This window comes from Skermanella sp. TT6 (assembly GCF_016653635.2).
GTDB lineage: Bacteria > Pseudomonadota > Alphaproteobacteria > Azospirillales > Azospirillaceae > Skermanella > Skermanella cutis.
In genome coordinates this window covers 594,970-609,315 of sequence record NZ_CP067421.1, presented here as the reverse complement: position 1 = coordinate 609,315, position 14,346 = coordinate 594,970, and the positions used below count along the sequence as shown (strand labels likewise).

The window sequence follows — 14,346 nt, the reverse complement described above, 5'->3', positions numbered from 1 at the left end:
GGTGGAATCCTCCAGTTGGACCGGCGCGGCGTCAGCCTGCGGCCGGGTAATGGGTATCGAGGAAGCCGTCGAGCGCGCGGTCGAACGCGTCGGGCCGTTCGATCGGGATCATGTGCCCGGCGCCGGGCACCTCGGCATAGGCGGCCCCGGGGATCGCGGCGGCGATGTCGCGCATGCCCGCGGCCGGCGTCAGGCCGTCCGCGGAGCCGGCCAGCACCAGCGTCGGCACGCCGATGCCGGCATGGAACGGGGTGGCGTCGAAGCCGTAGGTCGCGCGCATCGCGTGGGCCAAAGCCTGCTGGTCCTGCCCCGCCCGCCAGGCGACGAACCGTTCAAGCTCCGCCGGATGGCCCGCGCGCCACGCTTCGGAGAAGATGCTTTCGGCGGCGACCCGGGCGGAGGCTTCAGGCCCCTCGGCCGCCTGCGCCGCGAGGCGCTTCTCCATGTTCTCCCGTCCGGCATCCGGGAAGCGTCCCGACGTGCTGACCAGGACCAGCGCCGAGATCAGGTCGGGTCGCCGGGCCGCCAGGATCTGCGCGGCCATCCCGCCCTGCGAGAACCCCACTACGCAGGCGCCGCGAACGTCCAAGCGGTCCAGCAGGGCCGCCCAGTCCGACGCGAACAGGTCTATCGAATAGGGGCCGGCCGGCTTGTCGCTGTCTCCGTGGCCGCGGGTATCGCCCGCGATCACCTTGTACCGGGCGGACAGCCGCTCGACCTGGGGCAGCCACAGGTTCCTGTCCCAGCCCAGTCCATGGATCAAGACGATCGGCCGGCCCGCGCCCGCGACGCAGGCGGCCAGGGCGATGTCGCCGATCGCGATCCGGTCGGCCGGCAGGCGGGCCGGAAAAGGAAACGGAACGCCGGTCATCCGACACTCTCCTTTGAAGGTGATCGCCGGTCAGGCGAGATAGGTCCGGCGGACGATCCGCTCGGCCAGGACGACGGCGCCGAACAGCGCCAGGCCGACGATGCAGAGCATCAGCAGCGCGGAGAAGATCCCGACCGTCTCCATCCGCGACGAGGCGTAGAGGATGTAGAAGCCGAGGCCGGACCGGGACGAGATGAACTCCGCGACGACGACGCCGATGATCGCCATGGTCGAGGCGATGCGCATGCCGTTGAAGAGGTAGGGCAACGCGAAGGGGACCCTGACCTGGAAGAAGGTCTGGACCGGGCTCGCCGCCAGCGACCGGCACAGCCGAAGCGACACCGGGTCGGTGTTGGACAGGCCCACCGTGGTCGAGATCACGACCGGGAAGAAGCTGAGGAACACCGCGAAGGCGAGGCGGGAGGGCGTGTCGATCCCCAGCCAGATCACGAACATCGGCGCCAGCGCGATCTTGGGCACGAGCTGGAAGGCGACCAAGTTCGGCTGGAGCGTCTCGCGCACCACCGGAAAGGCGGCCATGAAGCCGGCTATGGTCGCCCCCGCCGCGGTCGCCAGGAGGAAGGCGGCCAGGGCTTCCAGCCCGGTGCTGCGGGCATGATCGAGCAGCATCGGCAGGTTGGACAGGAAATGCGCGCCGATCTCGGTCGGCGCCGGCAGGATGACCCGCGGGACGTCGAACAGCATGACCGCCGCCTGCCAGGCGACCAGCACCGCCAGCGCCGTGGCGACCGGCAGGATGACGGGGAAATTGCGACGGAGGATCGCCGGGAGCGGTGACGGACGATCCGCCGGGGACGCGGTGATGCTCATGCTCCCCTCCGCCCGGGCTGGAGCACGGGACCGTCGCCCGCCCTTCTCCCCACGCCGTTCGCGCCCTGCCCGCTCTCGATCAGGGAGCGCAGGTGGACGCAGATCTCGTTGAACTCCGGCGCGCCGACGATGTCGCGCGGCCGCGGACGGCCGAACGGGATGCGGATGTCCTCGACGATGGTCGCGGGCCGGCGGGTCATCACCAGGACCCGGTCGGCCAGCAGGACCGCTTCCCGGATGCTGTGGGTCACGAACAGCGCCGTCTTCGTATACTGCTCCCAGATGTCGAGCAGCGCCTCCCCCATCTCGTCGCGGGTGATCGCGTCGAGGGCCGAGAACGGCTCGTCCATCAGCAGGATGTCCGGATCATAGACCAGGGCGCGGCAGATCGCGACGCGCTGACGCATGCCGCCGGAAAGCTGGTGGGGTTTCTTGTCCTCGAAACCGTGCAATCCGACCATGTCGATCAGCGACCGCGCCCGCTCGACATACTCGGCGCGCGGGCGTTTCAGGATCCTGATCGGGAACAGGATGTTCTCCAGCACCGTTTTCCAAGGCAGCAGCGAGGCGTCCTGGAACATCACGCCGATGCTCGGCCGGGGCTGGGTCATCGGCGCGCCGTCGACCTCGATCCTGCCGGAGGTCGTGCTCTCCAGCCCGCCGCACATCATCAGCAGGGTGCTCTTGCCGCAGCCGCTGGGGCCGAGGATCGCGACGAACTCGCCCCGCTCCACGCCGAAGCTGACGCCGCTGACGGCCTCGGTGCGCTCCCGCCCCGTGTCGTAGATCTTGCGGACCTGTTCGACCCGGATCGCGCGGTCCGGCGCCATCGTCTGCATGGCCGCAGTCATATCGGAAACCCCATCGCTGGCAGTTATTCACTGGAAGTAGGCGGTGAACTCGCGCGTCCCGGCGAGCGCCGTCTCGAATTCCGCCGGGGTCAGGCTCTCGCCCCCGACGAAGCGGTTGGTCATGGTCGCGTCGACGGCTGGGCGGGTATCCCCGGCAGCCGCCAGATGCTTCATCACCAGGTCGGTCATGCTCTCGTAGTCCGCGGGGACCGCGTAGCCGATCGGGTTGGAGCGCAGGACGTCGCTCATCATCGACATGCGGAAGATGCCGAGCCCGACCCTGGCCTGGATGCGCCCCGTCGGCGTCAGCCCCGCTTCCGGCACCTGGCGGAAGAAGATGTCGAGCGCTTGGTCGGGCTGGAGCAGGCAGAACCGGATCGCCTTGGCCAGGCCCGTCACCATCGCCTGGCAGACGTCCGGCTCCTCCGCGAGGCGCTGCGGCTGGGTCATCAGCGCGTTGTTGTAGAAGCTCAGGCCATACTGGCTGTACAGCGTGAAGCGCGTCTTGATGCCGTTGGCGACGAAGACCGGCAGGAAGCTGACCGCGAAGCCGGAAATCGCGCCGACCTGCTTCTCGATCAGGATGCGCTGGCGCACCGCGGCATCGACCTGGACGATCTCGACCTTCGACAGGTCGAAGCCCGCGTTGGCCGCGAAGGCAGGCAGGAACGGGTATTCCCCCGACGTGGTCGTGGCGCCCAGCCGGTTGCCCTCCAGTCCCCGCAGGCTGGTGATGGGCGAATCCTCGAGGAAGCAGACGCCCATCGTGGAGTCATAGCCGCAATTCATCAGCTGGACGACCGGCAGGCCCTTCGCCGATTGCTGGATGCCGGCCGACGCGGCGGCGAGCCCGAAGTCGAACTGGCGGTTCCCGACCGCCTGCGACGCGGCGAGGGAGCCGTAGCCGCGGGCGATCTCGACCTCCAGTCCGCCCTCTGCCCAGTAGCCGTTGGCCTTCGCGACATAGGCGAACAGGTTTCCGCCTTCGGCGACCCAGGGCAGGGTCAGCGAGACCTTGCGCGTCGCCGCGCCGGATGGACGGGGAATGAATGCGGAAGTCGCAGCAATGGCGCCGAAAGCCTTCAGTACATCCCGCCTGCTTGAAGTAAATTCGCGCACATCGCACCTCGCTTCGTCTATTTTCTTTCGGGTCGGATCGGGCCTTTTCCAGCCGGGAAAGGTCATCGTTCAAATCGATACCGTCGAAGACCAGCCGACCCTGTCCCCGGCCAGACCTTGCATGGCATCCGATTTGTCCATGGCGGATGGCGTCGCAATCACCGTGCCAGACGCCTTGACCCGCATCGTTGCTCGATTTCACAGATCCGGACTCAGCCGGAACCGATACTTTGCGCCTTTACAATGTGCAGCTTTTGGCCGCATGCGTCGGTAGGTCGCGCCTGTTGTCGGTCGGAAATCGAGATATCCCAGTATTCACAAGCCTCTTCCCGGCTTTGCCGGCTGGTCGAATTCTGCGCACGCCATGCTCATCCCGAAGGCATTCGTCAGTATACTGAGTATTTTCCCGCCGATGCGGATCCACTCGGTTCCAGCAGCGGCGCGCCTCCATCGCCGCGGGCCCGTTGGCACGCCTGTTGCGTCATTCCGCCCCGTTCGCGATGCAATCAGGGACGGCGACATGGCTGGCAAGGGAACGGATTACGGAGTGGGCGCGTCGATCACGCGCCTGGAGGACGATCGCTACCTGCGGGGACGGGGCCGCTACGTGGCGGACATCCGGATGGCCGGCATGCTGGACATCGCCTTCGTCCGCAGCCCCGTCGCCCATGGCCGCATCCGCTCGATCTCCAAGCCGGCGGACGGCGCGGAGGATGTCTTCGTCGCGGCCGACCTGAACGGCGTGACGGGCATCCGGGCGGATTCCGGGCTGCGCGGCTTCAGGAGTTCGGTCCAGCCGATCCTGGCCGCCGACAAGGTGCGGCACGTCGGAGAGCCGATCGCCGCCTGCGTGGCCTCCACCCGCGCCCTGGCGGAGGACTTGGCCGAGGCCGTGTCGGTCGAGTTCGACGAACTGCCCGCCGTGTCCGAGATGACCCGTGCCCGCGCCGCCGACGCGCCGCTGCTTCACGCCGACTGGGACGAGAACGTCTTCCTCGAGACGGCCGTGGATACCGGCTTCGACGCGGCGATCCGGGGAGCCGCGGCGGTAGTCCGGCGGACCTGCCGGACGGCCCGGCAATGCATGGCGCCGATCGAGGGGCGCGGCGTGGTGGCGGTCTGGGACAACCACGCGGAACAGCTCGTCCTGTATACCGCGACGCAGATGCCGCACATCGTGCGGACCGGCCTGTCCGCCTCGCTCGGCCTCGACCAGTCCCGCATCCGCATCGTCGCTCCCGACGTCGGCGGCGGCTTCGGCTACAAGGGCGTGCTGCTGACCGAGGAGGTCTGCGCCGCCTGGCTCGCCTTGAGGCTGCGGCGCCCGGTCCGCTGGATCGAGGACCGGCGGGAGCACCTGACGGGGGGCGCCAACTGCCGCGAGCACCATTACGAGATCACCGGCTACGCCGCCGCCGACGGCCGGCTGCTGGCGGTCGATTGCGAGGCGATCGTCGATTCCGGCGCCTACTCGATCTATCCGTTCTCGGCCTGCCTGGAGGCGGCGCAGGTCGCCAGCATCCTGCCCGGTCCCTATCGCATGGACGGCTATCGCTGCCGCACCTGGTCGGTCGCGACCAACAAGCCGCCCATCCTGCCCTATCGCGGCGTCGCGCGTACCGGCGTCTGCTTCGCGATGGAGCTTCTGATGGACGGGCTGGCGGAGGAACTGGGCATCGAACCGTGGGAAATCCGGCGGCGCAACCTGGTCGAACCGTCGGAAATGCCCTTCACCAGCATCACCAGCAAGTATTTCGACAGCGGCGACTATCCCGAGGCGCTGCGCCGCGCGGTCGAGGCGATCGACGTGTCCGCCGTCCGGCAGCGGCAGAAGATGGAGGGCGACGACCGCTACCGGATCGGCGTCGGATTCTCGGTTTTCTGCGAGCAGGGCGCCCACGGCACCTCGGTCTATCATGGCTGGGGCATTCCCATGGTGCCTGGGTTCGAACAGGCGACGGCCCGCCTGACCCCTGACGGCGGCCTTGAGGTGCGCGTCGGCGTTCACAGCCACGGCCAGGGCCTGGAGACGACGCTGGCCCAGATCGCCTACGAGGAGCTGGGAATCAGGCCCGAGGCGGTCCGCGTCGTCCATGGCGACACGGCGCTGACCCCCTACTCCACGGGCACCTGGGGATCCCGCTGCATCGTGATGGCGGGCGGCGCCGTCGCCGCCGCGTCGGCCAAGCTCGGCGACCGCATCCGCCACATCGCGGCACACCTGCTCCAGGCGGCTCCCGACGACGTCGTGCTGGCGGACGGCGTGGCACGCGCGGGGGCCGGCGAGATCCCGCTGCGCGAGATCGCGCGCCTGTGGTACCTGGCGCCCCAGCATCTGCCGCCCGACGTCGATCCCGGCGGCCTGGAGGTGACCCAGGGCTACCGGACGGTCCGCGATACCGGCACCTTCTCCTATGCGTGCCATGCCGTCACCGTCCGGGTCGATCTGGCGCTCGGCGAAGTCAGGCTGCTCGACTATGTCATCGTCGAGGACGGCGGCACGCTGATCAACCCGATGGTGGTGGACGGGCAGGTGCTGGGCGGCGCGGCGCAGGGCATCGGCACCGCCCTGTTCGAGGAAATGCGCTTCGACGCCGACGGCCAGCCGATGGCGGCCACCCTCGCCGACTATCACCTGCCCGGTGCCGCCGAGGTTCCGGCGATCCGCATCCTCCACATGGAGACGCCGTCGCCGCTCAGCCGGTACGGCCAGAAGGGGATCGGGGAGAGCGGCGCGATCGGTCCGCCCGCCGCCATCGCCAACGCGGTCAACGACGCGCTGCGGCCGCTCGGCGCCCGCGTCGCGGAACTGCCGATCACGCCGGAACGGGTGATGGCGGCCCTCGACGCCGCGGAGCGCAAGGCCCGCCTGGGAGAAGCGGCATGAAGCCCGCGCCCTTCGACCTGACGACGGCCCGTGACGCCGCCGAAGCCGCGGCCCTGACCGGGGACGGGTCGCCGGAGGCCCGGATCGTCGCCGGCGGCCAGTCGCTGGGACCGATGCTGAACCTGCGGCTGGCGCGCCCGGCGCACCTGGTCGACATCTCCCGGGCCGCCGACCTGCGCGCCGTGACCGACGAGGGCGACCGCCTCCTCTACGGCGCCGCGGTCACCCATGCCGAGATCGAGGACGGAGCCGTCCCCGACGCCACCGGCGGCTGGCTGCGGGAGATCGCCGGACGCATCGCCTACCGGGCGGTCCGCAACCGCGGGACCCTGGGAGGCAGCCTCGTCCATGCCGACCCGGCGGCCGACTGGGTGGTCACCCTGACCGCCCTGGGGGCCGAAGCGGTGGTCGCCGACCCGGCCGGCGCCGTCCGGGTGGAACCGCTGGCGACCTTCATCGCCGGCCCCTTCGCGACGACCCTCCGCCGGGGCGAGATCCTGACCGGCGTCCGCATCGCCAAGCGCGGCCCGCAGGCGCGCTGGGGCTATTGGAAGTTCACCCGGAAGGTGGGCGAGTTCGCCAAGGCCAGCGCCGCCGTGCTGATCGACGACCGGACCGGGGAAGTCCGGCTGGTGGCCGGCGCGATCGAGCGGCCGCCGATCCTGCTGCCCGACGCCGGCGCCGTGCTGTCCGGAACCCTGTCCGCCGAGGAAGCCTTGCGGCGCGCCCTGCCCGACCGGCCCGCCCGCACACTCGCCCTCCATGCCGTCGCCCTGCGCGAGGCCATCGCCATCGCGGCCGGCCGGCCGCACCGGGGAGCAGCCTGATGAACGCCGTCACCCTGCGCGTCAACGACCGGACCGTCTCGGCCGAGGTCGAGCCGCGCACCCATCTCGCCGATTTCCTGCGCGAGGACCAGTTGCTGACCGGCACCCACGTGGGCTGCGAGCACGGGGTCTGCGGCGCCTGCACCTTGATGGTGGACGGGCGCCCGGTCCGGTCTTGCCTGACCTTCGCCGCGTCCTGCGCGGACGCGGAGGTCCGGACGATCGAGAGTTTCGACGAAGACCCGCTGATGGGACGGCTGCGCGATGCCTTTTCGCGCCGCCACGCGCTCCAATGCGGCTTCTGCACGCCCGGAATGCTGGTCACCGCCTACGACATCGTCCGCCGCCTGCCCGACGCCGACGAAGATCGCATCCGCGAGGAGCTGGCCGGCAATCTGTGCCGATGCACGGGCTACGCCGGCATCGTCGAGGCGATCCGGGACGTCCTGGCCGACCCCGTCCCGGCGCCGGTCCAGCCGATCTCCCGGACCGGACCGGCACCCCGGACCGTCGCCGCCGGGCGGACCCGGACGGCCCCCCCGCAGGCTCCCGATCCGGCATCCCAACCCCTCGATGCTTCCGGTGCGATCAAGGACGGCGTCACGCTCGGACGCTCGATCCCGTTCGACCTTCCGCCGGACCGCCTTTGGGAACTGGTCAAGCGGATCGACGCGGTGGTCGCCTGCCTGCCCGGAGCGAAGCTGGCCGGACCGCCGGAGGAGAACGTGCTGGACGGTACCTTCACGGTCGCGATCGGTCCCATCCGCACCGCGTTCGCCGGCAAGGCGGCCGTCGGCTTCGACGAGGCCGCCCGATCCGGAACTGTCCGGGGGCGCGGCGGCGACACCCGCAGCCGGTCGTCGGCCGACGGCGCGATGGATTTCCGCGTCTTGCCGGACGACAACGGCGGCAGCCGGGTCGAGGTGGAGCTGACCTACCGGCTGAAAGGGCCGCTGGCGCAGTTCGGCCGGCCGGCGATCGTTTCCGGCGTGATCGACAGGCTCCTGTCGGACTTCGCCGCCAACTTCTCCGCGCTGGCCCGGGGAGAGCCCGCCGCCGCCGCGGGTCCTGCCAGCGGCATCGGGCTGGTCCTGGGCGCCCTGCTGGCACGACTCAGGAAGACGATCGGGTGGTGATGGTGCGGCCGGCTTCCATGGCCTATGGTGCGTCTCCCGACGAGCAAGCCGGTCACATGCCACCACCCGCCGACACCTCCGCCCCCATGCCCGACCAGAGCGACACACCGGAGCCACCCGACCGCTGGCGCTCTCTGCCGATCTTCGAGCGGCCGGGCTTCCTGATCAGACGCCTCCACCAGATCCATGTCGCCCTGTTCGCGGAGGAATGCGCCGGGGAAAACATAACGCCTGTCCAGTACAGCGTCTTGACGACGCTTGACCACCTGGGCACCGCCGACCAGACGGCGCTGGCGCAGGCCGTCGGACTGGACCGGACGAACATCGCCGACGTGCTCGCCCGCCTCAGCAAGCGCGGCCTGATCGATCGCCGGATCGCCTCCGACGACCGGCGCATGAGGCTGGCGACACTCACCGACGCCGGCCGGCTGACGCTGGAACGGCTGGCGGAGGGGGCGAGCCGGGCCCATCTGCGCACCATCGATGCCCTGCCGCCTCACGAGCGGCAGGCATTCATCGACACCCTGAAGCGTCTGGTCGACGCCAACAACGATGTCGGACGCGCCCCGTTGCGGCTGAGCTGACGAGGGACCATTGGATCGGCGGACTTCCGGCGGCCATTTCACGTTGCGTCCGGCCCGCTGAGCTTCACCCCGGTGCTGTCGACCAGAAGGTGCACCGGTCCGCTCGCCCCCCGGGGCTGAGGAGCCACCGCCAAGGTCCCGGCCCGCCGGCTCAACGTCGAATGGTCCGGCACCGGCAGGTCCAGCCCCATCAGCCCGAGCAGTGAACCGACCAGCCCCTCGGTCTGCTGCAACGGCTGGCGGAACACCACTCTTAGGATCAGCGCTGTCTCGATCGCAAGGTCCGAGTAACGCGCCTGGCCGCCCGGCGTGGTCCGCCGCGGTGCCTGCCAAGCGGCGATCGCGTCCTCGGTGAACCAGATCGTCAGCGAGCCGCGCTGGCGCAGGCCAGCCTCGTAGGCTTGCCAGTTCGTCACCTTGTAGCGGGTTCTCGGAATCCGGTGGCGGCGGTCGGCATTGTACTTGTGCGGCATGCTCAGGCAGGGCGATCAGAAAAGGACCTGCTTCTATCCAGCATCATACGCACGGGCAACCGCCGCATCCGTGCACCAACGCAACGCTTTGCGCTCGCACAACCGGCCAGCGCAGGAAGCCGAAGCCCGCATCGCTGTCAGCATCCTCAACCGAATGCTCGACCTCAGACCCCGTCCCCGCCGCTTGAAGATCACCGAGCCAGGGGAGGAATCCGTGCTCTTCGGCCCCCGTGCACCACAGCATCATCATGTCGGAAATCGATCGGCCTTAAATCTCACATCGTCCCATTGCTCAGATTGATCTCGTCCTCACCTCAACACCCTCTGTTTTTCGGAACAGCAGGCCTCTCACGAAATCACCTGTCTCAGTTCCGGGAGCCAGCTCATCCGTGAGCGGGCGGTCCTACGATATGAGAGGAGCGGGGTATTACCACGACCTGCACAGGTCCTCGTCGATGCCGCTGCGGCCGGCGGCCCGGATCAAGTGGTAGCGCATGTGGTAGACCGCACCCTCGGCGTCGTGCCGCTCCAGCGCGGCCACGATGCTCTCATGCTCCGCCACCGGTTCGTACAATCGGTCGCGAGCCGTCAGCGGCGCCCGGTGGCTTTCCAGGATCATCGCCGAAAAGCTCTGGTACATGTCGGTGAAGACCCGGTTTCCAGCCGCCGTCACGATCGCCGTGTGGAAGTGCAGGTCGGTCCGGGCAACGCCCTCCAACTGACCCTCCTCGAAGCAGGTGCGCATCTCCCCGATCGTCCTGCGCAGCTCATCGACTTCCGATTGGGTGATCCGCGGCGCGGCGAGACCCGCCGTATAGGCTTCGACGTGAAGACGGACCTGGAACACGTCCTCCTTCGGGATGCGGTTGCCGAAGCGCCAGCCGGGTTGCGAGCCTTCGGCGCAGACGACGGCGCCGCGTCCCGGCTCGATCCGGATCGAGCCCAGCGTTTCCAGGACGCTCATGGCTTCGCGGAGCGACGCCCTGCTGATGCTGAAGCGGACGGCGAGGTCCCGCTGCGAGGGCAGCTTTTCCCCCGGCTTGATCTCGCCGGACTGGATCATGTCCTGGATGCGCCACACGATGGTCTGCGGAACCGGCGCTCGCGCCCCGTTGAGTGGAGTCATTCCTTCACCGAGCTTGCCTTTCACCGAGCCTGCTATTCCTGATTCCCGTAAAGGGAGAAAGCCATATCGCAAAGCGCGGAACCGGCACAAGGCTTCTGGACCGGCCGCGTTGATTGGTCTGACCGGTCCGATCTCATATCGTCCCGCTCGTTTGCCACGATACCGCCTAGAAAATGGACCGAAAGCGCTATTTACTTGGGCATACTGCAGAATCATTGTGCATAGTGCAGATTTTTATTGCGCCGCATACCGGCATATGATGATGCTATGTGGTCTTACCGGTAAGGCAAAAGGCCGATTCCGATATGTTCCAAGATTTCACGACCCGGACTGGCCAGGTTCGGACGGTTACCGCCGAGGCACTCGGTCCGTTCGGTGATCTGCCGGAGGGGCCGGCGGAAACGGGCCGGATCGATCTCGCGGCCACATTCAGCAATCTGCGCCCGCAGGCACGGACGAACGTGGCGCTCGTCCGCTGCGACGCCGTCCCGACGGAACTGCGGGTATCCGAGATGGAGTGTCATCCGTTCTCGGCCCAAGCGTTCATTCCGCTGGACGCCCGCGACTACATCGTCGTTGTCGCCCACGACGACGGCACCGGCAAGCCGGACCCGTCGACGCTGACCGCGTTCCGCGTCAGCCATCCGACCGGCATCAACTATCATGTGGGCGTCTGGCACATCGGCATGGCGTCGTTCGGGGACCCCGCAACCTTCGTCCTGCTGATCCACGAGGACGGCACTCCGGACGATCGCCGTTTCCCCGCCGTCGAGCCTTTCGATGTGGTGGTTTCCCCGGAAACCGCCTCGGGTCCGTCTTGAGCGATCGTTCACCGGGCCGCGGCTGCCGCGCCCCGCACCACCACCGAACGACTATAGGGGGAGCTTCATGAAAAATCTCGGCACCATGTTTGAGTGGCACCCGTCCGCCAAGGTTCTGTCCGGCCTGCTGTTCTCGGCGTCGCTGGCGCTCGCGTCGGCGCCCGCCGCCACCCCCGCCCAGGCGCAGAACGCCAAGTCCACGCTGGTCGTCGCCGGTCCCCGGACGCCGGAATCGCTGGACCAGGAGTATCCGCCGACCGAGGCGGTCCACGAACTGCGCCGCAATGTCTACGAGCGCCTGCTGGCCTATGCGCCCAAGAAGGGCGAGGACGGCGTCACCTACGAGGATTTCGGCAAGATCGTCGGCGCCCTGGCGGAGAGCTGGGAGGTCGGGCCGGACATGAAGTCCATCACCTTCCACCTGCGCAAGGGCGTGAAGAGCGCCGCCGGGAACGAGCTGAACGCCGACGCCGTGATGTGGTCGTTCGAACGGGGCTGGAACCTCAAGGCGAACTTCCACTGGTACATGACCCAGATCCTTAAGATCACGTCGTTCGAGAGCGCTTTCTCGAAGGTCGACGACTATACCGTCAAGGTCAGCATTCCCAATTCCTCGCCGCTGATCGAGCGTTTGTGGATCAACAGCGACCTGGGCATGCTGGATGCGGTCGAGATCAGGAAGCACGTCACGGCCGACGATCCGTGGGCGCAGCGCTGGCTCGCCACCAACAGCGCGTCCTTCGGTCCCTATCGGGTGACCAAGTATTCGCCCGGCCAGGAGATCGTCTACGAAGCCAACCCCGACTACTACCGCGGCGCGCCGAAGCTGAAGAGGGTGATCTTCCGCGAGATGCCGACTTCGGCCAACCGGGTCGCGGCGCTCCAGGCCGGCTCCGTCGACGTCGCCGAATACCTGCTGCCGCGCGAGCTGGTGCTGCTGGAGAAGATGCCGAACGTCAAGGTCAACAAGGTGTTCGGCAACTACATCCACCGTGTCGAGATGAACAACGACACGCCGCCGTTCAACGACGTCCGGGTGCGGCAGGCGCTCAACTACCTGGTCCCGCGCGACGACATCCTGAAGGCGGTCTACTTCAACACGGCGCGGCCGACCAGGAGCCCGATTTCCGAGATCTATCCCGGCTTCACCGACCAGTATTTCACCTATACCACCGATGTCGAGAAGGCCAAGAGCCTGCTCGCCGAGGCGGGCTTCCCCGACGGCTTCAAGACCGAGCTGGGTTATCGCACCGGCGACCAGCTCGAAGAGGAGATGGCCGTCATCCTGAAGTCGGCCTTCGCCAGGGCGGGCGTGGACATCACCCTGTCCAAGCTGCCGGCTTCGACCCTGGTCGAGCGCTACAGCAAGGGCACGATCCCCATGTACTTCTTCCGCGACATGGCGATCGTGCCCGACGCCGCCTACGTCGCGAACCTGTGGCTCAACAGCGCCTCGCTGATCAACTATTCGCACTTCAAAAGCGACGAGGTCGACAAGCTGATCGACCAGGCCCTGATCAGCACCGACGAGCCCAAGCGCCTCGAAGGCATGAAGCGGGTCCAGCAGATCACGGTGGAGAACGCGCCCTGGGTCTTCCTGGTCAATCCCGGCTATCAGGTCGCGACGCGGTCCAACCTGGGCGGCTATTCCTGGTACACGCCCAACGGCAACGCCTGGTTCGACTGGACCAAGAACTGAGCACGGCACACTGATACCGGCCCGGCGGAGGCTTGGACCCAGCCTTCGCCTCCCCGCATCCCAGTTGGCGAACCAATGAACCTTCAAGGCTTCTGGCGTGGCCTGCCGCGTCCCTTGCGCATCGTCGCCACCCGTCTGCCGCTGATCGTGCCGCAGATGTTCGGCGTGATGCTCGTGACCTTCCTGCTGGTGCGGATGCTGCCGGGTGATCCGGCCCTGCTGATGCTGGGCAACACGGCCACGCCGGACAGCATTGCGGCGCTGCGCGAAAGGCTCGGCCTGGACCGCAGCATCTGGGAGCAATTCATCGCCTACATGGGCAATGTTCTGCACGGTGACCTCGGCGTTTCCCTGTTCACCTCCAATCCGGTGACGGTCGACCTGATGGAGCGGGCTCCGGCAACTCTGGAACTCATCACATATGCGATGATCCTTACCGTCATCGTCGGCGTGACGCTCGCCGTCCTGTCGGTCGTCCACCGCGGCGGAATCGTCGACCGGTTCTCGCAGGTCTACGGCCTCGCGGCGGGGGCCATTCCGGATTTCTGGGTCGGGCTGCTGCTGATCTTCTTCCTGTTCTACCTCGCCGGCGCCGTGCCGGCTCCGTTCGGGAGGATCGACGCGATGGTCTCCGCGCCGCCGGGCGTCACCGGCTTCTACACGATCGACAGCCTGATCGCGGGCGACTGGACCGCTTTCCAGTCCTCCGCCGGGCGGCTGCTGCTGCCGGTCCTGACGCTGACCATCGTCAATGCCGGCGCGCTGATGAAGATGACCAAGACCAGCTTCAACGACATCTGGCGAAGCGACTTCATCCGGCACCAGCGGGCGAGCGGCCTGTCCCAGCGCGCCATCGTCCGCAGCGCGCTGCGCAACAGCCTGCCGCCGGTGATCACCCTGGTCGGTTTCCTGTTCGGCTTCCTTCTCGGCGCCGCCGTGCTGGTCGAGACCATCTTCGCCTGGGGCGGGCTGGGGCAGTACGCGGTCCAGGCCGTGATCAACAGCGACTATCCGGCGCTCCAGGGCTTCGTGCTGGTCGCGGCCGGCTTCATCCTGATCGTCTATCTCGTCGTGGACATCCTCTACGAGCTGGCCGACCCGCGGATCAAGGTGTGAGGAGA

12 protein-coding genes and 1 pseudogene are annotated in these 14,346 nt (G+C 68.0%); 7 read left to right on the top strand and 6 right to left on the bottom strand.

The features are described from left to right. Positions 1-31: 31 nt before the first annotated feature. From IGS68_RS30640 to IGS68_RS30625, 4 genes are read right to left on the bottom strand one after another with little or no spacing between them, the layout of a single operon-like run. Positions 32-871 carry an alpha/beta fold hydrolase gene (locus IGS68_RS30640; RefSeq protein WP_201082000.1) on the bottom strand — a complete coding sequence of 280 codons (840 nt, stop codon included), beginning with the start codon at positions 869-871 and terminating at the stop codon, positions 32-34. A gap of 30 nt (positions 872-901) precedes the next feature. Further along, positions 902-1,702 (bottom strand): ABC transporter permease, encoded by an 801-nt coding sequence (locus IGS68_RS30635; RefSeq protein ID WP_201081998.1) that lies wholly within the window; start codon positions 1,700-1,702, stop codon positions 902-904. Continuing rightward, positions 1,699-2,541, bottom strand: coding sequence for an ABC transporter ATP-binding protein (locus IGS68_RS30630; RefSeq protein ID WP_247881440.1), 843 nt, complete (start codon positions 2,539-2,541; stop codon positions 1,699-1,701). The genes IGS68_RS30635 and IGS68_RS30630 overlap by 4 nt, the downstream gene beginning before the upstream one ends. A gap of 39 nt (positions 2,542-2,580) precedes the next feature. Next, positions 2,581-3,672 carry an ABC transporter substrate-binding protein gene (locus IGS68_RS30625; RefSeq protein WP_201081996.1) on the bottom strand — a complete coding sequence of 364 codons (1,092 nt, stop codon included), beginning with the start codon at positions 3,670-3,672 and terminating at the stop codon, positions 2,581-2,583. Positions 3,673-4,192: 520 nt separating this feature from the next. On the opposite strand from IGS68_RS30625, the gene IGS68_RS30620 reads away from it, so the two are divergent. Genes IGS68_RS30620 through IGS68_RS30605 form a run of 4 tightly spaced genes read left to right on the top strand, consistent with a single transcriptional unit; the run spans position 4,193 to position 9,106 of the window. Then, positions 4,193-6,559 (top strand): xanthine dehydrogenase family protein molybdopterin-binding subunit, encoded by a 2,367-nt coding sequence (locus tag IGS68_RS30620; RefSeq protein ID WP_201081994.1) that lies wholly within the window; start codon positions 4,193-4,195, stop codon positions 6,557-6,559. Next, positions 6,556-7,386 carry an FAD binding domain-containing protein gene (locus IGS68_RS30615; RefSeq protein WP_201081992.1) on the top strand — a complete coding sequence of 277 codons (831 nt, stop codon included), beginning with the start codon at positions 6,556-6,558 and terminating at the stop codon, positions 7,384-7,386. Before IGS68_RS30620 ends, IGS68_RS30615 begins: the two co-directional genes overlap by 4 nt. Continuing rightward, the gene (locus IGS68_RS30610) at positions 7,386-8,522 is read left to right on the top strand and encodes a xanthine dehydrogenase family Fe-S subunit (RefSeq protein ID WP_201081990.1); all 1,137 of its coding nucleotides are present in this window, start codon (positions 7,386-7,388) and stop codon (positions 8,520-8,522) included. Before IGS68_RS30615 ends, IGS68_RS30610 begins: the two co-directional genes overlap by 1 nt. A 56-nt stretch (positions 8,523-8,578) precedes the next feature. Continuing rightward, on the top strand, positions 8,579-9,106 hold the full coding sequence (locus tag IGS68_RS30605) for a MarR family winged helix-turn-helix transcriptional regulator (RefSeq protein ID WP_247881439.1): 528 nt from the start codon (positions 8,579-8,581) through the stop codon (positions 9,104-9,106). Positions 9,107-9,159: 53 nt separating this feature from the next. On the opposite strand, the pseudogene IGS68_RS30600 reads toward IGS68_RS30605, so the two are convergent. Both IGS68_RS30600 and IGS68_RS30595 read right to left on the bottom strand, forming a co-directional pair. Beyond that, a pseudogene (locus tag IGS68_RS30600) lies at positions 9,160-9,579 on the bottom strand (transposase); the annotation flags it as partial. Positions 9,580-10,006: 427 nt separating this feature from the next. Continuing rightward, the gene (locus tag IGS68_RS30595) at positions 10,007-10,705 is read right to left on the bottom strand and encodes a FadR/GntR family transcriptional regulator (protein WP_201081988.1); all 699 of its coding nucleotides are present in this window, start codon (positions 10,703-10,705) and stop codon (positions 10,007-10,009) included. A 269-nt stretch (positions 10,706-10,974) separates the two neighbouring features. Between IGS68_RS30595 and IGS68_RS30590 the strand changes: the two genes are divergently transcribed. From IGS68_RS30590 to IGS68_RS30580, 3 genes are all read left to right on the top strand, one after another. After that, positions 10,975-11,526 (top strand): ureidoglycolate lyase, encoded by a 552-nt coding sequence (locus IGS68_RS30590; protein ID WP_201081986.1) that lies wholly within the window; start codon positions 10,975-10,977, stop codon positions 11,524-11,526. Between the two features lie 67 nt (positions 11,527-11,593). Beyond that, positions 11,594-13,225, top strand: coding sequence for an ABC transporter substrate-binding protein (locus IGS68_RS30585; RefSeq protein WP_247881438.1), 1,632 nt, complete (start codon positions 11,594-11,596; stop codon positions 13,223-13,225). Between the two features lie 75 nt (positions 13,226-13,300). Further along, a complete protein-coding gene (locus IGS68_RS30580) occupies positions 13,301-14,341 on the top strand; it encodes an ABC transporter permease (RefSeq protein ID WP_203104332.1) in 1,041 nt (346 codons plus the stop codon). The last annotated feature ends 5 nt before the right edge of the window (positions 14,342-14,346 follow it).